Origin of the sequence: Streptomyces sp. ISL-100, assembly GCF_018614615.1 — a bacterium.
Lineage (GTDB): Bacteria > Actinomycetota > Actinomycetes > Streptomycetales > Streptomycetaceae > Streptomyces.
This window is the reverse complement of sequence record NZ_JAGGOK010000017.1, coordinates 25787-47596: the sequence shown is the minus strand read 5'-3', so window position 1 is coordinate 47596 and position 21810 is coordinate 25787. Positions and strand designations below refer to the sequence as shown.

General features: G+C 71.0%; 19 protein-coding genes. 8 read left to right on the top strand and 11 right to left on the bottom strand.

Translation table 11 applies throughout. The features are described 5' to 3' along the window. Positions 1 to 48 precede the first annotated feature (48 nt). From J7E89_RS09175 to J7E89_RS09160, 4 genes are all read right to left on the bottom strand, one after another. Positions 49 to 423: an RNA polymerase-binding protein RbpA gene (locus J7E89_RS09175; protein WP_014044757.1), complete on the bottom strand. Its 375-nt coding sequence runs from the start codon at positions 421 to 423 to the stop codon at positions 49 to 51. A 267-nt stretch (positions 424 to 690) separates the two neighbouring features. Then, on the bottom strand, positions 691 to 2073 hold the full coding sequence (locus J7E89_RS09170) for an MFS transporter (RefSeq protein WP_214970862.1): 1383 nt from the start codon (positions 2071 to 2073) through the stop codon (positions 691 to 693). A 77-nt stretch (positions 2074 to 2150) separates the two neighbouring features. Then, positions 2151 to 2915 (bottom strand): glycerophosphodiester phosphodiesterase family protein, encoded by a 765-nt coding sequence (locus tag J7E89_RS09165; RefSeq protein WP_214970859.1) that lies wholly within the window; start codon positions 2913 to 2915, stop codon positions 2151 to 2153. Then, positions 2912 to 3604, bottom strand: coding sequence for a YitT family protein (locus J7E89_RS09160; protein WP_214970856.1), 693 nt, complete (start codon positions 3602 to 3604; stop codon positions 2912 to 2914). Before J7E89_RS09160 ends, J7E89_RS09165 begins: the two co-directional genes overlap by 4 nt. Positions 3605 to 3668: 64 nt before the next feature. Between J7E89_RS09160 and J7E89_RS09155 the strand changes: the two genes are divergently transcribed. Then, a complete protein-coding gene (locus J7E89_RS09155; protein WP_214970853.1) occupies positions 3669 to 5168 on the top strand; it encodes a PLP-dependent aminotransferase family protein in 1500 nt (499 codons plus the stop codon). Positions 5169 to 5217: 49 nt separating this feature from the next. On the opposite strand, the gene J7E89_RS09150 is transcribed toward J7E89_RS09155, so the two are convergent. Both J7E89_RS09150 and J7E89_RS09145 read right to left on the bottom strand, forming a co-directional pair. Further along, positions 5218 to 6807 (bottom strand): hypothetical protein, encoded by a 1590-nt coding sequence (locus J7E89_RS09150; protein ID WP_214970850.1) that lies wholly within the window; start codon positions 6805 to 6807, stop codon positions 5218 to 5220. Between the two features lie 37 nt (positions 6808 to 6844). After that, positions 6845 to 7039 carry a hypothetical protein gene (locus J7E89_RS09145; protein WP_028814016.1) on the bottom strand — a complete coding sequence of 65 codons (195 nt, stop codon included), beginning with the start codon at positions 7037 to 7039 and terminating at the stop codon, positions 6845 to 6847. A 283-nt stretch (positions 7040 to 7322) separates the two neighbouring features. Between J7E89_RS09145 and J7E89_RS09140 the strand changes: the two genes are divergently transcribed. The 6 genes from J7E89_RS09140 to J7E89_RS09115 all read left to right on the top strand — a co-directional run bounded on the left by J7E89_RS09140 (position 7323) and on the right by J7E89_RS09115 (position 16504). After that, the gene (locus tag J7E89_RS09140; protein WP_214970847.1) at positions 7323 to 7715 is read left to right on the top strand and encodes an ankyrin repeat domain-containing protein; all 393 of its coding nucleotides are present in this window, start codon (positions 7323 to 7325) and stop codon (positions 7713 to 7715) included. Between the two features lie 259 nt (positions 7716 to 7974). Continuing rightward, positions 7975 to 9393 (top strand): HEAT repeat domain-containing protein, encoded by a 1419-nt coding sequence (locus J7E89_RS09135; RefSeq protein WP_214970844.1) that lies wholly within the window; start codon positions 7975 to 7977, stop codon positions 9391 to 9393. Positions 9394 to 9532: 139 nt separating this feature from the next. Next, positions 9533 to 10696 carry a glycosyltransferase family 1 protein gene (locus tag J7E89_RS09130; protein ID WP_214970928.1) on the top strand — a complete coding sequence of 388 codons (1164 nt, stop codon included), beginning with the start codon at positions 9533 to 9535 and terminating at the stop codon, positions 10694 to 10696. Next, the gene (locus J7E89_RS09125) at positions 10693 to 11856 is read left to right on the top strand and encodes a glycosyltransferase (protein ID WP_214970841.1); all 1164 of its coding nucleotides are present in this window, start codon (positions 10693 to 10695) and stop codon (positions 11854 to 11856) included. Before J7E89_RS09130 ends, J7E89_RS09125 begins: the two co-directional genes overlap by 4 nt. Before the next feature lie 194 nt (positions 11857 to 12050). Continuing rightward, positions 12051 to 12899 (top strand): SGNH/GDSL hydrolase family protein, encoded by an 849-nt coding sequence (locus J7E89_RS09120; protein ID WP_214970839.1) that lies wholly within the window; start codon positions 12051 to 12053, stop codon positions 12897 to 12899. Continuing rightward, the gene (locus J7E89_RS09115; RefSeq protein ID WP_214970836.1) at positions 12896 to 16504 is read left to right on the top strand and encodes a hydantoinase B/oxoprolinase family protein; all 3609 of its coding nucleotides are present in this window, start codon (positions 12896 to 12898) and stop codon (positions 16502 to 16504) included. The genes J7E89_RS09120 and J7E89_RS09115 overlap by 4 nt, the downstream gene beginning before the upstream one ends. A gap of 15 nt (positions 16505 to 16519) precedes the next feature. Here J7E89_RS09115 and J7E89_RS09110 read toward each other — a convergent pair whose 3' ends face one another. Genes J7E89_RS09110 through J7E89_RS09090 form a run of 5 tightly spaced genes read right to left on the bottom strand, consistent with a single transcriptional unit; the run spans position 16520 to position 20869 of the window. Beyond that, complete coding sequence (locus J7E89_RS09110; protein WP_214970834.1) at positions 16520 to 17389, bottom strand: biotin-dependent carboxyltransferase family protein; 870 nt, start codon at positions 17387 to 17389, stop codon at positions 16520 to 16522. Beyond that, the gene (locus tag J7E89_RS09105; protein ID WP_214970926.1) at positions 17386 to 18003 is read right to left on the bottom strand and encodes an allophanate hydrolase subunit 1; all 618 of its coding nucleotides are present in this window, start codon (positions 18001 to 18003) and stop codon (positions 17386 to 17388) included. The genes J7E89_RS09110 and J7E89_RS09105 overlap by 4 nt, the downstream gene beginning before the upstream one ends. 5 nt (positions 18004 to 18008) lie before the next feature. Next, entirely contained in the window at positions 18009 to 18773 is a 765-nt protein-coding gene (locus tag J7E89_RS09100) for a LamB/YcsF family protein (RefSeq protein WP_214970831.1), read from the bottom strand. 18 nt (positions 18774 to 18791) lie between these two features. Beyond that, complete coding sequence (locus tag J7E89_RS09095; protein ID WP_214970828.1) at positions 18792 to 19595, bottom strand: putative hydro-lyase; 804 nt, start codon at positions 19593 to 19595, stop codon at positions 18792 to 18794. Further along, on the bottom strand, positions 19592 to 20869 hold the full coding sequence (locus J7E89_RS09090) for an MFS transporter (protein WP_214970825.1): 1278 nt from the start codon (positions 20867 to 20869) through the stop codon (positions 19592 to 19594). The genes J7E89_RS09095 and J7E89_RS09090 overlap by 4 nt, the downstream gene beginning before the upstream one ends. A 178-nt stretch (positions 20870 to 21047) precedes the next feature. On the opposite strand from J7E89_RS09090, the gene J7E89_RS09085 reads away from it, so the two are divergent. Then, positions 21048 to 21761 carry a GntR family transcriptional regulator gene (locus J7E89_RS09085; protein WP_308315404.1) on the top strand — a complete coding sequence of 238 codons (714 nt, stop codon included), beginning with the start codon at positions 21048 to 21050 and terminating at the stop codon, positions 21759 to 21761. Positions 21762 to 21810: the final 49 nt, after the last annotated feature.

Genomic DNA, 21810 nt, shown 5'->3' with positions numbered 1-21810 from the left:
GCGGCTCTTGCTGTTGTGCTGACTGCCGTCAGGCGCAACGCCGGAGCGTTACGCGGACTTGCGGCTGTCCCGCGGATGCACCGCAATGTTCATGGCGCCGGATCGCAGTACCGCAAGCCTTTCGGCCAGGACCTCTTCGAGCTCCTCGCGGGTGCGCCTTTCCATGAGCATGTCCCAGTGCGTACGCGCGGGCTTGCCCTTCTTCTCCTCAGGCCCGTCGCCGTCCACCAGGAGAGCAGTGGCGCCGCACGCCTTGCACTCCCACTCCGGCGGAATCTCGGCCTCTACCGAGAACGGCATCTCAAATCGATGTCCGTTCGGGCATGCGTACTCCACCGCCTGGCGCGGGGCCAGATCGATGCCGCGGTCGGTCTCGTAGCTTGTAACCACGAGTCGCGTGCCGCGGAGAGCTCGCTCACTCATGAATCGTGCCTCCCGGGCTTGTCGCCCACAGGACAGGTGTCGCTGTCGTCGTCATCCGGTCAACGTCCGGTCGGCGGTAAAGATTCCCGTTGCGGGTCATGCGTCGCCCGTCGTGCCGCTGCTTTTCCCAAAAAGTTGGGTACCCACCAGTGCCCGGTTTGTCACTTCTGGCAGCAGATGTCACCCAGCGTTGTCGATATCCGAGCGCGCAGTAACGGTCCGCCTGGCAGGCCAAAGGCGTACACTACCGGCCTTTCACTTCAAGGTCTAAATCCGCTCCGGTACGGGGTTTCCCGCAGCCTCCACAGCCTGCCGTACGGGCACCCGTACGAGGAGGGCGAATCCCAGTGCGAAGAAGGCCACGAGCGAGATGATCGCGTCCCGATAACTGCCGGTCAGCTGGTACGCGAGGCCGAAAACCAGCGGCCCCAGCCAGCTCATTCCCCGGTCGCTCATCTCGTACACCGAGAAGTACTCCGCCTCCTTGCCGCGCGGCACCAGATGCGAGAAGAGGGAGCGGGACAGGGCTTGGCTGCCGCCGAGAACCAGGCCGATGGCCGAGGCCAGGGCGTAGAACCAGACGGGCTCCCCGGCCGGCAGGAAGTAGCCCGCGCCGATCGTCAGTGTCCAGGCGGCGAGCGAGCCGAGGATGGTGCGCTTGGCGCCGAACCGCTGGGCCAGCCGGCCCATGCCGAGCGCCCCGGCCACCGCGAGCACCTGGACCAGCAGGATGGCGGTGATGAGGGTCGTCTGGTCGAGGCCCAGTTCCTCGGACCCGTAGATCGACGCCTGCGAGATCACCGTCTGGACGCCGTCGTTGTAGACCAGATAGGCCAGCAGGAAGGAAAGCGTCAGCGGATGGCGGCGCATGTCCTTGACGGTGGCGACCAGCTGCCGCCAGCCCGCGCCGACCCTGCCCGCGCCGTCCTCACCGCGCGCGGCCACCCGGCGGTCGCGCAGCCGGCGCAGCGGTACGAGCGTGAAGGCGCCCCACCACAGGCCCGCCGAGGCCAGACAGATCCGTACGGATGCGGACTCCGAGACCCCGAAGCTCTCGTGACCCGAGTACAGGACGAGGTTGAGCACGAGCACGAAGGCGCCGGAGGTGTAGCCGAACGCCCAGCCGCGCGAGGACACCCGGTCGCGTTCGTGCGGCTCCGCGATCTGGGGGAGATAGGCGTTGTAGAGCACCATCGAGACGGACTGGGCGGCGTTGGCGACGATCAGCAGGAACGCGCCCAGCAGATAGCGGTCCCCGTCCAGGAAGAACATGCCCGCCGTCGCGGCCGCTCCGGTGTACGCCGCCGCGGCGAGCAGCGGCTTCTTCCGGCCCGTACGGTCGGCCACCGCACCCACCAGGGGCATGACCAGCACGGCCACCACGACGGACACGGAGACGGCGTACGCGAACACCGATCCAGCCCGCACCGGGATGCCCAGCGGGTGGACGAAGCCGTTTGCGTCCGCCGCGGCCTTCGCGACCGTGGTCAGGTACGGGCCGAGGAAAACGGTGAGCACGCTCGTCGAGTAGACGGAGCACGCGAAATCGTAGAAGTACCAGCCGCGTTGCTCGCGCCTGCGGCCCGCCGCCCCGTCGGGGCCGCCCCCCTCGTCCGTACCGTCCGTACGGTCCACGGTGCCAGCGCTCACCGCGCGCCCCCTCGCTCGTCCCCGTGCCGTCGCGGCCACGGGGCGGGTGTGAGGCCTGACCGGGCCGGTCGGCCCGGTCAGGCCCAAGTGCCCCGCTCCGTCAGCACCGTGCGCAACGTCTCGATGTGATCCGTCATGATGCCATCCACACCGAGATCGAGAAGCGCTGCCATCCGGCCCGCATCGTTGACCGTCCATACGTGGACCTGCAGGCCGAGCGCGTGTGCGGTGCGTACGAAGCGGTGATCGACGACCCTGACGCCGTTCTGGACCTCGGGAACCTGGGCGCACACCGCACTGCGGCGCATCGCGGCGGGTATGGAGCGCGCACGCAGCCACAGCCCCAGGACGCCCGTCGTACCGAAGGAAGTGGCGAGACGGGGACCCGCGAGGCGCTGAGCCCTGGCCACCCGGCTCTCGTTGAACGACCCGACGCACACCCGGTCCCACGCGCCGGTCCTGCGGATCAGGTCGACCAGCGGCCCGAGAGCCGGCTCGGCCTTGATATCGACGTTCCAGCGCGCGTCGGGAAACTCTTCGAGCAGCTCCTCGAAGAGGGGCAGCGGCTCTTTCCCCGCCACCCGGGCACGGCTGACGTCGTTCCAGGGAAGCGCCGAAATGTGGCCCCGGGCGTCCGTCACCCGGTCGAGGGTCGCGTCGTGGAACGCAACGAGACGGCCGTCCGACGTGGCGTGCACGTCGGTCTCGAAGTAGCGGTATCCGGCGTCGTCGGCGCGCCGGAACGCCGCCGCGGTGTTCTCCAGGCCGTCGGCCGCCCCGCCGCGATGGGCGAAGGCGAGCGGCGCGGGATGGTCGAGATAGGGATGGCGTACGCGATTCACCGGGCGATTATCGCGGCTTCCGGTGTACCGGCGGCGACGACCGTACTGCGGGCGTCCGGCGCGGGGACGGCGAAGACGCGCAGGAAGAACTGGGCGAGCGGTCCGATGGCGAGGGCGTAGACGACGGTGCCCGCACCGAGCGAGCCGCCCAGCGCGAACCCGGTGGCGACGACCGCCACTTCGAGGGTGGTGCGTACGAGCCGGATGGAGCGCCCGGTGACGCGGTTCAGTCCGGTCATCAACCCGTCGCGCGGACCGGGACCGAACCGGGCGGCGATGTACAGGCCCGTCGCCGCGCCGTTCAGCACGATGCCGACGATCATCAGCGGGATCTGGACCGCCCACCCGTGCACGTCGGGTACGACCGCGAGCGTGCCGTCCATCGCGATGCCGATCACCACGACATTGGAGACGGTGCCGAGCCCGGGCCGCTGCTTGATCGGGATCCACAGCAGCAGCACCACGGCCCCGACGATGATCGAGACCATGCCGATCGTCAGCCCGGTCTTCCCGGCGAGGCCCTGGTGCAGCACGCCCCACGGTTCGAGCCCCAGCCCGGCGCGCACCAGCAGCGCCGAACTCACTCCGTACAGCACGAGACCGATATACAGCTGCGACAGCCGACGGGTGAGTTGCCTGGGCACTTGCGCTCCTTGCCTGGAAGTGGTGGCGTTACTGGACCGCCGCATGACACTCTGTGGCTTGGCAGGAGATGCCATCCATGGCCAATTCGAGTTAGGTGGACTGGAAATTATGGCGCAGTGGACTTCGGCGGTGGGGGCAGCTCAGCTCGCCAGGCAGCTCAACGCCCAGCAGCCGCGCCCGGCCGGCCCCGGCACGCGCAAGCCGCCGGCCTACCGCGCCCTCGCCGACGGCATAAGGCTGCTGGTCCTCGAAGGCCGGGTGCCGGTCGCCGCGCGGCTTCCCGCCGAGCGCGAGCTGGCGGTGGCCCTGGCCGTGAGCCGTACGACCGTGGCCGCGGCGTACGAGGCTCTGCGCGCCGAGGGCTTCCTGGAGTCGCGCAGGGGCGCCGGCAGCTGGACCGCCGTCCCCGCGGGCAATCCGCTGCCCGCGCGCGGCCTCGAACCCCTGCCGCCCGAGTCCCTCGGTTCGGTGATCGACCTCGGCTGCGCCGCGCTGCCCGCGCCCGAGCCGTGGCTCACCAGGGGCGTCCAGGGCGCCCTGGAGGAGTTGCCGCCGTACGCGCACACCCACGGCGACTACCCGGCGGGCCTGCCCGCCCTGCGCCAGATGCTCGCCGACCGGTACACGGCTCGCGGCATCCCCACCATGCCCGAGCAGATCATGGTCACCACGGGTGCGATGGGCGCGATCGACGCGATCTGCCATCTCTTCGCGGGCCGCGGCGAACGGATCGCCGTCGAGTCGCCGTCGTACGCCAACATCCTTCAGCTGATGCGCGAGGCGGGCGCCCGCCTGGTGCCGGTCGCGATGGCCGAGGGGCTCACGGGCTGGGACCTGCCGCGCTGGCGACAGGTCCTGCGCGACGCCGCGCCGCGACTCGCGTACGTCGTCGCCGATTTCCACAATCCGACCGGCGCCCTGGCCGACGAGGACCAGCGGCGCGGGCTCGTCGACGCGGCGCGCTCGGCCGGGACCGTTCTGGTCGTGGACGAGACCATGACCGAGCTGTATCTGGACGCGGATGTCGACATGCCGCGGCCGGTCTGCGCCTTCGACCCGTCGGGCAGCACGGTCCTGACGGTGGGCTCCGCGAGCAAGGCCTTCTGGGCGGGCATGCGCATCGGCTGGGTGCGGGCGGCGCCCGATGTGATCCGCAGCCTGGTGGCGGCCCGCGCGTACGCGGACCTCGGTACGCCTGTCCTGGAGCAGCTCGCCATCAACTGGCTGATGAGCACGGGCGGCTGGGAACAGGCCGTCGAGATCCGCCGCACACAGGCACGCGAGAACCGCGACGCGCTGGTGACGGCGGTGCGCAGGGAGCTGCCCGACTGGGAATTCGACGTACCGCGCGGAGGGCTGACGCTGTGGGTCCGTACCGGAGGGCTGTCGGGTTCGCGGCTCGCCGAGATGGGCGAGCGCGTCGGTGTACGGGTCCCTTCCGGGCCACGCTTCGGAGTCGACGGGGCCTTCGAGGGGTACGTGCGGCTGCCGTTCACTGTCGGCGGCCCGGTGGCGGAGGAGGCCGCGGTGCGGCTGGCGGCGGCCGCGAGGCTGGTGGAGAGCGGAGTGAACAACGGCGCCGAGGCCCCGCGGACGTTTGTCGCCTGACGGGTCTTCGGGCCCTTGGACCCTTCGGCCCTTTTGAGCGTTCCTGTGGTCAGCCCTCGGCCGGCACCGGCTCCGGTTCCTGCGCCGGGGGCTGGATCCGGGGGTGTGCCAGGGTGTCCGCGCCCGTGGGAAGAACGAGCTCGGGAAGCAACTCGATGACGGCCTGCCGGTGCGCCTCGCTCGTCGCGTCGTCGTACGGATCGGGCGTCGCCGGAACCTGGAGCCGCATCACGGGACCCGTGCCGAGCCGTGCGTAACCGCGGCCGGGCGGGGTGTCGCGTGTCGGTGTGGTGTGCGGCGGTTCCCCCAGCACGGATGCGACCTGCCCGGGAACGGCCGGACCGAGCGCCACGCGCGCGCGTGTGTGGGACCGTACGGTCTCGCTGAGAGCTTCCATGGCGTCGAACTGCTCGGCCACCACCACCGTCACATTCGCCGCCCTGCCGTGCCGCAGTGGCACCTGGAGCAGCTGCTGGGGATCAGTGCGCCCGTCGGCGGCCGCCAGATGACCGAACACACTCGGCCGGTCCAGCAGGATCCACAGCGGGCGTTTCGTGTCTTCCGGAGTGGGGTGCCCGGCCTGGCGGGCACGGTTCGCGGCGATCAGCCGCCGCTCGGTCTCGTGTGCCGCCCATTCCAGGCTGGCGAGCGCTCCCGGGAGGCTGCATTCGACCGCCAGTACGCCGGCCCTTCCCGTGAGGCACGCGTACTCGCCGGTGCCGCTGCCTTCGACGATCACCACGTCGCCGTGCTGGAGGGCCTGCAGAGCGATCGAGCGCAGCAGACTGCTCGTACCGCTTCCGGGCTGCCCTACGGCGAGCAGATGCGGCTCCGTGGAACGCGTCCCCGTCCGCCAGATCACCGGAGGGGCGTCGTACGTCCTGTCGCCCTCCGTGACGGGCACAGTCCGCTGGACCGCGTCGGCGTCGGTGAAGCCCAGCACCGTCTCGCCGGGGGCAGTGACGAAGCGCTGGGCGGCGATGGACGTGGGCAGCGCGGGCAGCACCGTCATGACGAGCTGGTTGCCCTCCTCGTCCCACTCGAAGTGGTACTCGCGGCCGCGGCCCGACTTGGCGTGCAGCAGCTGCTCGATGCGAGCCCGGGACGAGGCGTCGCCGTCGGTGAAGTACGCCGGGTAGCGCACCAGAAGCCGGACGAGCCGGCCGTCGTCGAAGTCGTACTCGGGGAATGCCTTGTCCCATTCACCGCCGTGGGTGAACAGCGGGCTGGGGTCCTCGGCCACCGAGAAGTACGGCACCAGGGCCTCGTAGAGAGCCCGGAGCCGGTCGCTCTCGGCCTCGGTGGGGCCGCTGTGCGCGGGGGTGCGTTCCCGTCCTTTCCAGGCGGCCGCGGCCATCACCGTGATCAGGGCGAGCAGCGGCCCGTACGGGATGAGCGCGACCACCAGGACGACGGCCGCCGCCAGGAACAGCGCGGGACCACGCCTGTCCTTGGGCGTATCGGTCCATTTGCGCCGGCCGGCGGCGGCCAGCTGCCGCAGACCACGGGTGATGGTGATCAGCGGGTGGAGAACGTCGGTGGCGCTGTCGGCTGCGGTGCGCGCGATCTCGCGGCTGCGGGTGATCGAGGCACTGCCGCTGCTCAGAATGCGAGGGAGTTGACGAGGTCGCCGGGCCACTTCGGTCTCCTGGTGGTGTTGAAGCGGTTACGGCAGGTCAGAACTTGATCCCGCCCAGAAGGCCGGCGAGGCTCGCGCCTCCGGCCTTGATGCTCGGTGCGATGGCTGTGCCCGCGAGGTAGAAGCCGAACAGTGCGCAGACGAGGGCGTGCGACGCCTTGAGGCCGTCTTTCCGGAAGAAGAGGAAGACGATGATGCCGAGAAGCACGACGCCTGAGATGGACAGGATCATGAGGTTCTCCTGGTTGAGGGGGACAGTCACCATGAGTTCTTCCAGGCTCACAGCATGTATCTATACGGCAAAAGGTGCAAATGGGTTACTTTTCAGCTTTTTCACTGGAGTGGCCGATGCGGCTCGGCTTCAGGGTCGCCTTGGGTCGCCTCGCCCTGATCTTTGCCGCTGCCGGGCCGCGTCATGTCGGCGAGCGGGCAGTACCCTGACGATTCACTCGTACGGCGCTGGTGCCGTACGTACAGGTCACAGCAGTGAACGGCAGTGGAAGGCGGTCCGTCCGATGAGCGAAACCCCGGATCCCGAGGTGGTCGAACTGGCCGGCAAGGTCTTCGACCTGGCGCGTCAGGGAGAGACCGAGGCGCTCGCCGCGTACGTCGACGCAGGCGTGCCCGCGAACCTCACCAACGACCGGGGCGACACCCTCGTGATGCTCGCGGCCTATCACGGCCACGCCGCCGCAGTGGAGGCTCTGTTGAGCCGTGGGGCCGACCCCGACCGGGCCAACGACCGCGGCCAGACGCCGCTCGCCGGCGCCGTGTTCAAGGGCGAGGAAGCGGTGGTCCGCGCACTGGTCGAGGGAGGCGCCGACCCGGCCGCCGGAACGCCGTCCGCAATGGACACCGCTCGCATGTTCGACAAGAAGGACCTGCTGGAGCTCTTCGGGGCCCGATGACCGGGGCGCCGTAAATGTGGTCGCGTCGGTGAAATGGCTGGGTCATCATGACGTCGGATTCACATGCACGCGATGCGGGCAGAAGTTGCCGGATCACGGGGAATGTGAGCGGGCCCACTCCGGGCCCACCGACGAGAGGCAGAGGAAGATGGTCTACAGCGAGCAAGAGTCGACGGCGGACGCCCGGACATGTTGCCGCGCGGCCTAGACACGGCACGTATCCCCGGTTGCGTCGACAGCTTGATGTGAGGCTTTTTCCATGTTCGATCCAGTCATAGCGCCGAGCGGCACGCTGCTCGGCCTCCTGCAGAGGGGCCGCGGCGACGGCACGCTGCACGCGCTCGCCGCGCCCCGCCCCGAAGCGCTCGCGGCTCTCAACCACTGCGTTCTCGACGACCCCCGCCACGACTGGCAGGTCGAGAACCGCTCGCTCTACTACGCGCGCCTCTACCTGGATCTCAACGGCGGGCTCGAAGCGATCGAGCAGCACCTCTTCGACCCGGAGGACCTCGTCGACGACGACGAGGGCAGGACCGGCCTGGCGCTCGCCGTGCTGGGCCATCTCGCCTCGTACGGCAGGGACGACGCTCTCCTGCTCCTGCGCGGGTACGCCAGGACCGGCGCCAACTGGGCGTGGGCCCTCGACGAGCTCGCCCTGCGCGACGACGACGCCGGACTGCGCGGCCTCGCCGCGGCCGTTCTCGCCCGGTTCCCCGGCACCCCGGAGGGCGAGGCCGAGCTGGCCGCCGCCGTACGGGACGCCTTCGAGCCGCGGCCCTGGCGGCTGTGGTCCGAGGACCCGCGCGAAGGTATCGGTGCCCGCGTGCGGGCGGCAGGTGAACAGGGCTCGTTCCACCGCTGGCAGCGGCAGATGCGGCCGACGGGGCCACGCCCCGGCTGGAGCGTCCAGGCCGTGTTCGACTGGGCCCAACAGGGCCTCGACCGCGGTACGCCGCTCCATGTGCCGGCCGCCAGGTGTCTGACCGCCGTTGCCGGACCCGCGGACCGGCCCGCGATCGTCGAGGCGGCCCGCAGCGGCCAGGACGGCGCGCGCTGCACCGCACTGCACTACCTCGCCGAATCACGGGACCCCGTCGTGCTCGACCTCATCGAAGCGGCGGCGCAAAGTCCCTCCCGTACCGTCGCGGACGCCGCGGTCGCCGCCTTCGAGCGGATGTGCGGCGCCGACGCGGTGGACCGCGCGCGGGGCTGGGTGCATCGTCCCGACGCCCTCGGGGCGTCGGCGACCGGCGTGCTCGCCTGCCGGGGCGGGGCCCAGGACGCCCCGCTCGTGCTCGGTGCGCTGCGGGAGACCGTACGGGCGGACGGGCCCGACGCGCCCCTCCTGTGGAACCTCGTGGACGGGGCGGGACGGCTCGGCATCTGCGCCGCGGCACCCGTACTGCGCCACGTCTACCGGGAGACGGCGTCCTCACACCTGCGTGGCCGGGCGGCGCGCGCCCTGGCCGCCACCGACCCCTCGTTCGCCACCGGCTTCGCTGTCGAGTGCCTGTGGGACTGCGAGGAAACCACCAGGGAAGTGGCCGCGCTGCACGCCGAGACCGGCGACGCGCGCGTGGCGGAGAGACTGCGGCGGCTCGCCGCCGACCCGGCCGAGGAGGCCGAGGTCCAGACCGCCGTACGGAGCAGGATCGGGCCGGACGCGCCTGCTGTCTGAGCGGACGCCAGGGCGGTGTGACGGCCGTATGACGGCGGCGTGACGGGCGCGGGGGCCAAACGCTCATGGGACGTTCCTCGCCCGGAAAGATCCAAGTCGGCCGGGACACTCATGGCGCGACGACAACACGGGTATGCGTATGCGTGTCGTCATCGTCACCGAGTCCTTCCCGCCCGACGTCAACGGCGTGGCCCACTGCGCCCTGCAGACCGCCCGGCACCTTGCCGCCCGCGGTCATGATCCGCTCGTCATAGCCCCGGCCGCGGCCGGGACGGCCACCGGGGCGGCCACCGCAACCGACTCCGGCTCCTGGTCCGGCTCCGACAGTGGGCTGCCGTACCCCGTGGTGCGGGTGCCCTCACTCCCGCTGCCCGGCTACCCGCAGGTCCGGGTGGCGCTGCCCAGCCGGAGGGTGGCCGCCGCGCTCACCGCCCACCGCGCCGACATCGTCCACCTGGCGAGCCCCTTCGTGCTCGGAGTGCGGGGAATGGCGGCCGCCGCGCGGCTGGGCATCCCGGCCGTCGCCGTCTACCAGACCGACCTCGCCGGCTATGCCCGTACGTACATGGGCACCGGGGAAGGGACCGCCTGGCGCCGCATACGGGCCGTACACAGCGCGGCGGACCGTACCCTGGCGCCCTCCACGGCTGCTCTGCGCGACCTGGAGGAGCACGGAGTGCCGCGGGTTCGGCTGTGGGCGCGCGGGGTCGACACGGAGCGTTTCAGGCCGTCCCTGCGGGACGCGGCGCTGCGGCGCGCTCTCGCGCCGGGCGGTGAGCTGCTCGTCGGGTACGTCGGGCGGCTGGCACCCGAGAAGCAGGTGGAGCTGCTCGCGGGTGTGTGCGGGCTGCCGGGGATACGAGTTGTGGTCGTAGGGGACGGGCCGAGCGAGCCCTCGCTGCGGGCCGCGCTGCCCGGCGCCGTCTTCCTGGGGCGCAGGACGGGGGATGAGCTCGCCCGGATCTTCGCCTCCCTGGACGTCTTCGCGCACACCGGACCGTACGAGACCTTCTGCCAGACCGTGCAGGAGGCCATGGCGAGCGGCGTTCCCGTGATCGCTCCGGCGGCGGGCGGGCCGCTCGACCTCGTCCGTCACGGGAGCACCGGACTGCTCGTCGAGCCGCGCGACGCGACGGCAGTACAGGCGGCCGTTTCGGCACTCGCCTGCGACCCGGGACTGCGCGCGGTCTACGGGCGGGCCGGACGGGCTGCCGTCGAGAGCAGAACGTGGGCCGCCGTCGGCGACCAGCTGCTCGGCCACTACGCGGACGTGCTGCGCGACCGGACGGCGGTGGCGGCATGAACGGTAGCGGTGAACCGCTGCGGATCGTACGGCTGGCCAACTTCGTCACCCCGTCGTCGGGCGGGCTGCGCACCGCCTTGCGTGAACTGGGCCGCGGATATCTGGCTGCCGGCCACGAGCCGGTACTCGTCGTGCCGGGTGAGCACGAGAGCGACGAACTCACTTCGCAGGGGCGCGTGATCACCCTGCCGGGCGTGCTGCTCCCCGGGACCGGCGGCTACCGGGTCCTCGCGGGCCGCCGGAAGCTGCGCGGGCTCCTGGAAACGCTCGCACCGGACCGGCTGGAAGTCTCCGACCGTACGTCGCTGCGCTGGACGGGGGAGTGGGCGCGGCGCAACAGGGTGCCGTCGGTGATGGTGTCGCACGAAACGGCCGACGGGGTGCTGCGCACCTGGCGACTGCCGGAGGCGGCCGCCGCACGGGCGGCGGACCGGTTGAACGTGCGCAGTGCGTGGGCGTACTCGCGGATCGTGTGTACGACGGAGTGGGCCGAGCGTGAGTTCGTACGCATAGGGGCGCGCAATGTGGTGCGCGCTCCCCTGGGCGTCGACCTGGACGCGTGCCGTCCTGGGCGTCGCAGTACGGTGCTGCGCGCACGGCACGCACAGGGGAACGGTGTGCTGCTCCTGCTGTGCTCGCGTCTGTCGGTGGAGAAGCGCCCGGGAACGGCCCTTGACGCCCTTGCGGCGCTTCGCGGGAACGGCGTGAAGGCGGCACTGGTGGTCGCGGGGGACGGCCCCCTGCGGGACGGCCTGATGCGCAGAGCGCGTACGGAACGGCTGCCCGCCGTCTTCCTCGGACACGTGGCCGACCGCGACGAACTGGCTGACCTTCAGGCGGCGGCGGACATCTGCCTGGCTCCCGGCCCCGCCGAAACCTTCGGACTGTCCGCACTGGAGGCGCTGGCCTGCGGTACTCCGGTCGTCGCGAGTGCGTCCTCCGCACTGCCGGAGGTCATCGCAGACGCGGGCCTGTCGGCCCCCGATTCAGGCGAGGCGTTCGCCGACGCCGTACGCCGATTGCTCAGCCGCCCCGAACCGGCACGCCGCGAGGCGGCGAGGGCACGAGCGGAACTCTTCGGGTGGCCGGCAGCGGTGGAAGCGTTCCTGGCGGCGCACGACACGAAGGCGCTGACGCGGGAACGACAGGCGACGACATGACTCTCGGAGCCGACTCCGAGGCGACGGCGGGCCGGGCACCACAGCCCGGCGTCGGGGCCGCCCTGGCCACCGGAAACCACCCAGCCCGTCCGGCGTTTGAGGACCGGGGTCCGGGGCGGAGCCCCAGTTACGGGAAGGGGCGGGTTGGGCAAAAGACTCGCCGGCCCCGGCCCGCCCCCGGCACCGAGCGCGCTATGCGGTTCGCGGCCCTGGGGGACTCACTCACCGAGGGCGTCGGCGACCCCATCGCCGGCGGATGGCGCGGCTGGGCCGCCCTACTGGCCGACGGCCTCACCGCAGGCGACCAGCCCGCAGAGTTCCAGAACTACGCCGCGAGCGGCGCCCTCGCCCGCGACGTAGCCGAACACCAGGCACCCCGCGCCCTCGCCTTCGCCCCCGACATCGCGTCGGTGGTCGTCGGCGTCAACGACACCCTTCGCCGCACCTTCGACATCCATGACCTCACGGTCCAGCTCGACGCCGTCTGTGCGGCCCTGACCGCAGGCGGCGCCGTACTGCTGACGGCCTGTCTGCCGGACCCCGGGACCATGCTCGGCCTGCCGGCCCCGCTGGCCCGCCCACTGGCGCGCAGACAGCGCGCCGTCAACGCCGTCGTCCACGCCCTGTCCGCGCGCTACGGCGCCGTACACCTGCACGTCGCCGAGGCCACCTGGGTGGCCGACCGAGCCCTGTGGAGCGCGGACCGGCTGCACCCGGGCGAGCGCGGGCACCGACTGATCGCCGGCCGCTTTCACACACTGCTCGCCGCCGAAGGGCTCGCGACCGGCGCGCCGCCGGCGGACGAACCCCAGCAGCCCCCGCCCACCCGCGCGGCCGCTCTCCTGTGGCTCCTGACGGCAGGCACCGGGTGGCTGGCGCGCCGCTCCACCGACCTGCTGCCGCAACTCCTGGGCCTGGCGGCCGCGGAGGTACGGCACGCGGCACGCGGCACCAGCGCGCGGCTCGATCTGCGCGCCTCGCAGGCGCTCTCGGCCGCGCTCGCCGCCGTATCGCCGCCGCCGGTTGCCAGAATGGGGGAATGAGCGGGCGCTGGGAATTCTGGATCGACCGTGGCGGCACCTTCACCGACGTAGTGGGCCGACGGCCCGACGGGCGGCTCGTCACCCGCAAACTGCTCTCGCACAACCCGGAGCGCTACCGGGACGCGGCCGTCGCCGGCATCCGGCTGATGCTGGAGCTCGGACCCGACGAGCCGGTCCCGGCCGACCGGATCAACACCGTGAAGATGGGCACGACGGTCGCCACCAACGCGCTCCTGGAGCGGCGAGGGGAGCCGACCGTACTGGTCATCACCGAGGGCTTCAGAGACGCCCTGCGCATCGCCTACCAGAACCGCCCCCGCCTCTTCGACCGCCACATCGTGCTGCCCGAGGCGGTGTACGAGCGCGTCGTGGAGGTCCCGGAACGGATCGACGCGCACGGAGCGACCGTACGGCCGCTGGACCTCGCGGCCGTCACCGAGAAACTGCGCTCCGCGCGGAGCGACGGTTTCCGCAGCGCCGCCGTCGTGCTGATGCACGGCTACCGTCATCCCGCGCACGAGTCCGCCGTCGCCGGCGTGGCGCGTGAACTCGGGTTCACCCAGGTGAGCTGTTCGCATGAGGTCAGCCCGCTGATCAAGCTGGTGCCGCGCGGTGACACGACCGTCGTGGACGCGTACCTCTCGCCGATCCTCCGCCGGTACGTCGACGAGGTCGCCAAGGAGCTGCGAGGCGTGCGCCTGATGTTCATGCAGTCCAACGGCGGACTGCGCGAGGCCGCACACTTCCGCGGAAAGGACGCCGTGCTTTCGGGCCCCGCGGGTGGCGTCGTAGGAATGGCCCGTACATCGGAACAGGCCGGGTTCGAGCGCGTCATCGGTTTCGACATGGGCGGCACGTCCACCGATGTGTCCCACTACGCCGGCACGTTCGAAAGGGACTTCGGCACGCAGGTCGCGGGCGTACGCATGCGCGCTCCGATGATGAACATCCACACCGTCGCGGCGGGCGGCGGCTCCGTGCTGCACTTCGACGGCCAGCGCTACCGGGTCGGGCCCGACTCGGCGGGCGCCGTCCCGGGGCCCGCCTGCTACCGGCGCGGCGGCCCCCTCACGGTCACCGACGCCAATGTCATGCTCGGGCGCGTCCAGCCGGACCACTTCCCCGCCGTCTTCGGACCGCACGGCGACCAGCCCCTGGACGCCGGGACAGTGCACCGCAGGTTCGCGCGGCTCGCCGACGACGTCGCGGAAGCGACCGGTGTACGGCGCAGCCCCGAGGAGGTCGCGTCGGGCTTCCTCGACATCGCCGTGCTCAACATGGCGAACGCCGTCAAGAAGATCTCCGTACAGCGTGGTCACGACATCACTCGTTACGCCCTCACCAGCTTCGGCGGCGCGGGAGGACAGCACGCGTGCGCCGTGGCCGACGCGCTGGGCGTCAACACGGTCATCGTGCCTCCGCTGGCCGGGGTGCTCTCCGCGTACGGCATCGGGCTGGCCGACGCGACCGCCATGCGCGAGCAGTCGGTCGAGGCGCGGCTCGACGAGGGGACGCTCGGGCGCGTACGGGAACTGTGCGACCGACTGGCCGGACGTACGCGCGAGGAACTGCGCGCCGACGGCATCGCGGACACGGCGATCAGCACCCACGCGCGCGTGCTGATCCGGTACTCCGGTACGGACGCGAGCCTCCCGGTGGTCCTGGGCAGCGTCCAGGACATGACCGCGTCCTTCGAAGCGGACCACCGCGCGCGGTACGCCTTCATCATGGACAAGCCGCTGGTTGTGGAAGCCGTCTCGGTCGAGGCCGTGGGCGTGGGGGGACCGAGCGTTCCCGGGAACGTCACGCAAGGGCGCACGCACACGGGAACGTTGAGGCCCCGTTCGACGGTACGGATGTTCACCGAGGGTCGCCGGCAGGACACCCCGCTGTACCGGCGCGACGACCTGCGGCCCACGGACACCGTCGAAGGACCCGCCGTCATCGCGGAGGACGACGCCACCACGGTCGTCGACCCCGGTTGGCAGGCGGCCGCCGGAGAACAGGGACACCTGCTGCTCACGCGCTTGCGCCCGCGTCCTGGCAGAACGGCGGTCGGTACGGACGTGGACCCCGTCATGCTGGAAGTGTTCAACAACCTCTTCATGGCCATTGCCGAGCAGATGGGAGTACGCCTCGAAAACACCGCCCACTCCGTCAACATCAAGGAGCGCCTGGACTTCTCCTGCGCGCTCTTCGACGCGGACGGCAATCTCATCGCGAACGCCCCGCACATCCCCGTACACCTCGGTTCGATGGGGGAGTCCATCAAGGAGGTGCTGCGGCGTAATGAGGGGACCATGCGACCCGGGGACGTGTACGCCATCAACGACCCGTACCACGGCGGCACACACCTGCCCGACGTCACCGTGGTGACTCCCGTATTCGATGCCGACGGCGGGCCGTTGCGCTTCCTGGTGGCCTCGCGCGGACACCATGCCGAGATCGGCGGCATCACCCCCGGTTCCATGCCCGCCTTCAGCCGTACCGTGCACGAAGAGGGCGTCCTTTTCGACAACTGGCTTCTCGTGAGGGACGGCAGGCTGCGCGAGGACGAGACGCGCGAACTGCTGACCACCGCCGCGTATCCCTCGCGCGACCCTGACACCAACCTGGCCGACCTGCGCGCGCAGATCGCCGCCAACGAGAAGGGCATCGCCGAACTGCGGCGCATGGTCGAGCAGTTCGGACTCGATGTGGTCCAGGCATACATGCGGCACGTACAGAACAACGCAGAGGAATCCGTGCGCCGTATCGTCGCCGGGCTGCGGGACGGCGAGTACCGCTACGAGACGGACAGCGGAGCCGTCATCCAGGTCGCCCTGCGGGTGAACCGGGAGGCACGCAGCGCGGTCCTGGACTTCACCGGCACGGCGCCTCAGCAGGAGGGGAACTTCAACGCCCCCAAGTCGGTGGTCATGGCGGCGGTTCTGTATGTCTTCAGGACACTCGTCGCCGACGACATCCCTCTCAACAGCGGCTGCCTGAAACCGCTGGAGGTGCGGGTCCCTGAGGGCTCCATGCTCGCGCCCGCCTATCCGGCGGCGACCGTGGCGGGCAACGTCGAAACCTCTCAGGCGGTGACCGGTGCTCTGTACGCCGCGCTCGGCGTCCAGGCCGAGGGCTCGGGAACCATGAACAACGTGACCTTCGGCAACGACCGCGTGCAGTACTACGAGACCGTGGCGAGCGGCTCGGGGGCGGGCGACGGCTTCGACGGGGCCGACGCCGTGCAGACCCATATGACGAACTCGCGCCTCACCGACCCCGAAGTGCTGGAGTGGCGTTACCCGGTGCGCCTGGACGGCTTCTCCGTACGGGAGGGCAGTGGGGGAGACGGCCGGTGGCGGGGCGGCTGCGGGGTGGTGCGCAGGATCCGGTTCCTGGAACCGATGACGGTGGCGCTGCTCTCCGGCCACCGCCGCGTCCCGCCGTACGGCATGGCGGGCGGCGGGCCCGGAGCGACCGGCAGCAACCTTGTCGAGCGGGCCGACGGCACGCTCATGCCGCTGGAGGGCTGCGACACGGCCGAAGTCGGGCCGGGGGACGTCCTGGTGATCCGGACGCCCGGCGGAGGCGGATACGGCGCCCCAGGCGGCTCCTGAGGGGTTCTAGGGCTCTCAGCGCCTTCCCGCGGGGACGAAACGGATCGGCGTACCGGGCGCCGCCTGCGCCGCCGCGGCGAGATCCCGCTCCCTGACGACCGCGATCACCGGATATCCGCCCGTGGTGGGGTGGTCGGCCAGGAAGACCACAGGGTGCCCGTCCGGCGGGACCTGCACCGCGCCGAGGACCATGCCCTCGCTGGGCAGTTCCCCGTGTACGGCGCGCTCCAGAGGGGGGCCTTCCGTGCGCAGCCCGATGCGGTTGCTCGCGGAGGAGACCCGGTAGAGCGCCGTGGCCAGGGTGTGCAGCGACCGTTCGGTGAACCAGTCCGTACGCGGCCCGGGACCGAACCGCAGCACCAGTTCACGCGGGGGCCCCTGGCAGGGCACGGCATCGGCGTACACGGGTGGCGCCGACTCTCCGCCCAGCGGCAGCACCGCACCGTCGGTCAGGGGGGCGGGGCCCAGTCCGGAGAGCAGGTCGGTGGAGCGGCTGCCCAGCACGGGTTCGCAGGCGATCCCTCCGGCGAACGCGACATAGCTCCGTACGCCGCCCTCCGCATGCCCCACCTCCAGCACCGCTCCCGCCGCCACGCGTACCGGCGCACCCCAGGCGGCGGGGCGGCCGTCCACGGTGACCCGGCACGGCGCACCGGTGACCGCCACGGTGACCGCACAACGCGGCCGTACCGCAGAGCCGTTCAGAGTCGTCTCCAGGACGGCCGCCTCCAGATGATTGCCCACCAGCCGGTTCGCGAGATCGCTCGCGGGCCTGTCCAGCGCGCCCGAGCGCGGAACCCCCAGGTGAGCATGACCGGCCCGCCCCTGGTCCTGTACGGACGTCAGCGCACCCGCCCGTACCACCGCGAAAGCCCGGTCCGTCACAGCTCCTCCGGTACGAAGCGCACCCGCGCGCCCGGCGTGAGCAGAGCGGCGGGCACGCGCGCGTGGTCCCACAACACGGCCCGCGTGGAGCCGATGAGCTGCCAGCCACCGGGGGACGAGCGCGGGTACACCCCGGTGTACGCGCCGGCCAGTGCGACGGCGCCCGCCGGCACCGCTGTGCGCGGGGTGTCCCTGCGCGGCACGGTGTACCGCTCCGGGAGACCGGTCAGATAGCCGAACCCGGGAGCGAAACCGCAAAACGCCACCCGGAACTCGGTCGCCGAGTGGATCCGGCCCACCTCGTCGTGCGGTACGCCCCACAGCCCGGCCACCGCCGCGAGATCGGGACCGTCGTAACGCACCGGGATTTCGATCGCGCCCCGGACACCGGGCGACAGCGGTGGGATCTCCCAGCCGGTCAGGCGCTCCGCGAAGCGCCCGGGATCGTCGAGGCCGTCGAGCAGCACGGTGCGCGCCGCGGGCACGATCTCGCGCACGGCGGGGAGCGTGCCCGCCGCCCGGCGCCGCAGCAGTTCCGCGTGGAGGGCTTCCACCTCCTCGCTGCTGCCGAGTTCCACCAGGAGGGCGTGGTCACCGACCGGCAGTGCCCGCATGGTGCTCATACGAAGGCCTCCACCCGGACGCCTGCGGCCTCCAGACGTTCCCGTACGCCCCGAGCCAGGCCGACGGCGCCCGGGGTGTCCCCGTGCAGGCACAGCGAGCGGGCACGCACGCCCACCGGGCGGCCGCAGTGAGAAGTGACCACGCCGAACCGGGCCATGGAGAGGGAGCGTTCAACGACCGTTCCCGGGTCCGTGACGACGGCGTTCTCCTGTCCGCGCGGAACGAGCGTTCCTTCCGGCGTGTACGCGCGATCAGCGAACGCCTCGGTGACGACCGGCAGCCCCGCCTTTGCGGCGACGTTCAGGAAGCGCGATCCGGGTAGTCCGAGGACCGGCCGTTCGCCGCCGGCGAGCAGTACACCGTCGACGACAGCGGTGGCCTGTTCCTCGTCGTGCACCACACGGTTGTAGAGCGCGCCGTGCGGTTTGACGTACGAGACGTGCGAACCGGCCGCGCGCGCGAACACCTCCAGCGCGCCTATCTGGTAGGCGACTTCGGCGGCGAGTTCGTCCGAAGGGACGTCCATCGAGCGCCGCCCGAAGCCGGCCAGATCGCGGTACGACACCTGGGCACCGATCCGGACCCCGCGCTCGGCCGCGAGGTCGCAGACGCGGCGCATGGTCGCCGCGTCACCGGCATGGAAGCCGCAGGCGACGTTGGCGCTGGTGACGACGGACAGCAGCTGTTCGTCGTCGGTCAGTTGCCAGCGCCCGAACCCCTCCCCGAGGTCGGCGTTGAGATCGATCGAAACCGAGGTCATGTACGGATCCGTCTCCTGTCAGGCCACGCGGAACTGTTCGTCGCGGGCATCGGTGATGAACATCTGGCCCGGTGCGTGGGTGATCGCGAAGGGCGGCCGTGAGGCCATTACCGCAGCCTGCAGTGTCACCCCGCAGGCCCAGAACACCGGAACGTCGCCCGGCTCCGCCTCCACCGGATCGCCGAAGTCCGGCCGCCCGAGGTCCGCGATGCCGAGGCCGGCCGGCTCACCGCAGTGCACCGGACTGCCGTGTACATCGGGCAGCAGGGCGCTCTCCCGGATCGCCGCGGAGAGCAGGTCCGGGGGAACAGGGCGCATCGACACCACCATCGGGCCGTGCAGCCGTCCCGCCGGACGGCACGGGCGGCGCGTCGTGTACATCGAGACGTTGCGCCCCTGTTCGATGTGGCGCATCGGCACACCGGCTTCCGACAGGGCCGCCTCGAAGGTGAAGCTGCACCCGATGAGGAAGGACACCAGATCGCCGCGCCAGTGGCCGGTCACCTCCGTGGGCTCGTCGACGAGTTCACCGTGCTGCCAGACCCGGTAGCCGGGCAGGTCGGTACGCAGATCGGCGCCGGGTGCCAGCAGCGTGCTCCAGGACCCGGCGTCGGTCACGTCCAGGACCGGGCAGGGCTTCGGATTGCGCTGGCAGAAGAGCAGCACTTCGTACGCCCAGTCCACAGGCACCGACAGGAGGTTCGCCTGCGCGTGTCCGGGCGCCCAGCCGGCGGTGGTCGACCTGGTCCCCGCACGGAACAGCTCGCGAGCTTCCCGGGAGCTCTTGCCCGTCGTTCCCCTGTCCTTCGTCGTGACGTTCACTGGAGCTCCCTTCCGCGCGTCTCGGGAAGCCCGAACAGCGCCAGTACGGCGAGCCCGTAACCGACCGCACCGAAGATCAGCGCGCCGCCCACCCCCCAGCTGCCCGCCAGGAAGCCGACGAGCGTCGGGAAGAACGCGCCCACGGCACGGCCCGTGTTGTACGTGAACCCCTGACCGGTCCCGCGAACCGCCGTCGGATAGAGCTCACTGAGGAACGAACCGAAGCCGCTGAAAATGGCCGACATGCAGAACCCCAGTGGGAAGCCCAGGACGAGCACCACATTGTTCGCCCCGGAGGGGATGTTGGTGTAGGCGGCGATGCAGGCGGCCGAAAGGAACGCGAAGAGCGCGATGTTCTTCTTGCGGCCCAGTTTGTCGGTGAGATAGCCGCCCGTGAGGTAGCCGATGAAGGCACCCGAGATGAGGAACGTCAGATAGCCGCCCGTGCCGACGACGGTAAGGCCACGCTCCGTCTTGAGGTAGGTGGGCACCCAGGTGGCGAGCGTGTAATAGCCGCCCTGCACACCGGTGGAGAGCAGCACACCGAAGAGCGTGGTGCGCAGCAGGTCCTTCTTGAAGATGGCCGTGAAGGAGCCCTTGTTGCTGCTCGCGAGACGCCGCTGCGTCGCTTCCGGTGCGTCGCTGACGTTGCGGCGTACCCAGATCACCAGGAGCGCCGGAAGAGCGCCGGTCCAGAACATCACGCGCCAGGCCGTATCCGGGTCCAGGAACTGGAAGACCACCGTGTAGACGATGACCGCGAGCGCCCAGCCGATCGCCCAGGAACTCTGGATGGCCCCGAGCGTACGGCCGCGGTGCTTGGCCGAGGAGTACTCGGCGACCAGGATCGCGCCGACGGCCCACTCGCCGCCGAAGCCGAGCCCCTGGAGTGCGCGGAAGACAAGCAGCGTCTCGTAGTTGGGTGCGAACCCGCACAGGACGGTGAACAGCGCGTACGTGATCACCGTGATCATCAGCGCCTTCACCCGGCCTATGCGGTCGGCTGCGATGCCCGCGATGGCCCCGCCGATCGCGGAGACGACCAGGGTGACGGTCGTGAGGAGGCCGGTCTGCCCGGTGCTGAGACTGAAGTAGGCGGAGATCGCGACCATGCTCAGCGGCAGCGTGAAGAAGTCGTAGGAGTCGAGGGCGTATCCGCCGAACGCTCCGCCGAAGGCGCGGCGGCCGCGCGGCCCGAGGGCGCGCAGCCAGGCGAACGCACCGCTTTCGTCAGGGAGTTCGTTCTGCTTCGGCTGTGCCTGGGTGGTACTCATCTGCACCTCGCAGCAGGGAGGAGGGAGGAGGAGTGCGCTGGACACCGTGCGGTGACGCCAAGGTAGGGGATTGTTGAACGATCCGACAAGAGTCATGTCGGGTCGTTCTTGCTTCTACGATGGACACCGCGCGCCCGGCGATGGCGGCCGGCGCGGGGAACTGAAGGAGAGAGGCGCTGTGAGGACGACTGAGTCCGAGGCCGGCGGGCTGGCCGACGACCGCCCGCTGCTCGGCCGCACCAGCACGGCGGAGCGAGTCGCGGACATCCTCCGCACCCGCGTCGCCGAGGGCTACTTCCCGCCGGGGGAGCGCCTTTCGGAGGACAGCATCGGCAAGGCGCTCGGCGTCTCGCGCAACACGCTGCGCGAGGCGTTCCGGCTGCTGACCCACGAGCGGCTGCTCGTTCACCAGCTCAACCGCGGAGTCTTCGTCCGTGTCCTCGCCGTAGAGGACGTAGAGGACATTTACCGCATCAGGCGACTGATCGAATGCGCCGTCGTCCGAGGACTCGGCGCGCCGCCCTTCCCCCTCGACGGTCTCGACAAGGCCGTCGGCAACGGCGAGCGGGCCGCGGCTCAACGGGATTGGAAGGGTGTATCGACCGCCAACATCCACTTCCACCGCGAACTCGTCGCCCTCGCCGCCAGCCCGCGCACCGACGAGCTGATGCGCAGCGTCCTGGCCGAACTGCGCCTCGCCTTCCACGTGGTGGCCGATCCGCGTCGGCTGCACGAGCCTTATCTCGTACGGAACCGGCAGATTCTGGAATGTTTGCGCACGGGCGGCAATACGGCCGGCGAACAGTTGCTCGCCGGCTATCTCGACGACTCCCGCACCCAGCTCGTCGAGGTGTACGCACGCCACATCCAGACCGGGAACTGGGGGACATGAGGGGCCGGCGGCCCCGCTGACCCGGTCCGGCGCGTGCGGTCGCTTCTGC

What these genes read in the sequence shown, in the direction of transcription:
- J7E89_RS09175 (WP_014044757.1), bottom strand. Translation starts at nt 423, where the DNA reads ATGAGTGAGCGAGCTCTCCGCGGCACGCGACTCGTGGTTACAAGCTAC.
- J7E89_RS09160 (WP_214970856.1), bottom strand. Translation starts at nt 3,604, where the DNA reads ATGCGGCGGTCCAGTAACGCCACCACTTCCAGGCAAGGAGCGCAAGTG.
- J7E89_RS09155 (WP_214970853.1), top strand. Translation starts at nt 3,669, where the DNA reads ATGGCGCAGTGGACTTCGGCGGTGGGGGCAGCTCAGCTCGCCAGGCAG.
- J7E89_RS09145 (WP_028814016.1), bottom strand. Translation starts at nt 7,039, where the DNA reads ATGATCCTGTCCATCTCAGGCGTCGTGCTTCTCGGCATCATCGTCTTC.
- J7E89_RS09140 (WP_214970847.1), top strand. Translation starts at nt 7,323, where the DNA reads ATGAGCGAAACCCCGGATCCCGAGGTGGTCGAACTGGCCGGCAAGGTC.
- J7E89_RS09135 (WP_214970844.1), top strand. Translation starts at nt 7,975, where the DNA reads ATGTTCGATCCAGTCATAGCGCCGAGCGGCACGCTGCTCGGCCTCCTG.
- J7E89_RS09130 (WP_214970928.1), top strand. Translation starts at nt 9,533, where the DNA reads ATGCGTGTCGTCATCGTCACCGAGTCCTTCCCGCCCGACGTCAACGGC.
- J7E89_RS09125 (WP_214970841.1), top strand. Translation starts at nt 10,693, where the DNA reads ATGAACGGTAGCGGTGAACCGCTGCGGATCGTACGGCTGGCCAACTTC.
- J7E89_RS09120 (WP_214970839.1), top strand. Translation starts at nt 12,051, where the DNA reads ATGCGGTTCGCGGCCCTGGGGGACTCACTCACCGAGGGCGTCGGCGAC.
- J7E89_RS09115 (WP_214970836.1), top strand. Translation starts at nt 12,896, where the DNA reads ATGAGCGGGCGCTGGGAATTCTGGATCGACCGTGGCGGCACCTTCACC.
- J7E89_RS09105 (WP_214970926.1), bottom strand. Translation starts at nt 18,003, where the DNA reads ATGCGGGCACTGCCGGTCGGTGACCACGCCCTCCTGGTGGAACTCGGC.
- J7E89_RS09100 (WP_214970831.1), bottom strand. Translation starts at nt 18,773, where the DNA reads ATGACCTCGGTTTCGATCGATCTCAACGCCGACCTCGGGGAGGGGTTC.
- J7E89_RS09090 (WP_214970825.1), bottom strand. Translation starts at nt 20,869, where the DNA reads ATGAGTACCACCCAGGCACAGCCGAAGCAGAACGAACTCCCTGACGAA.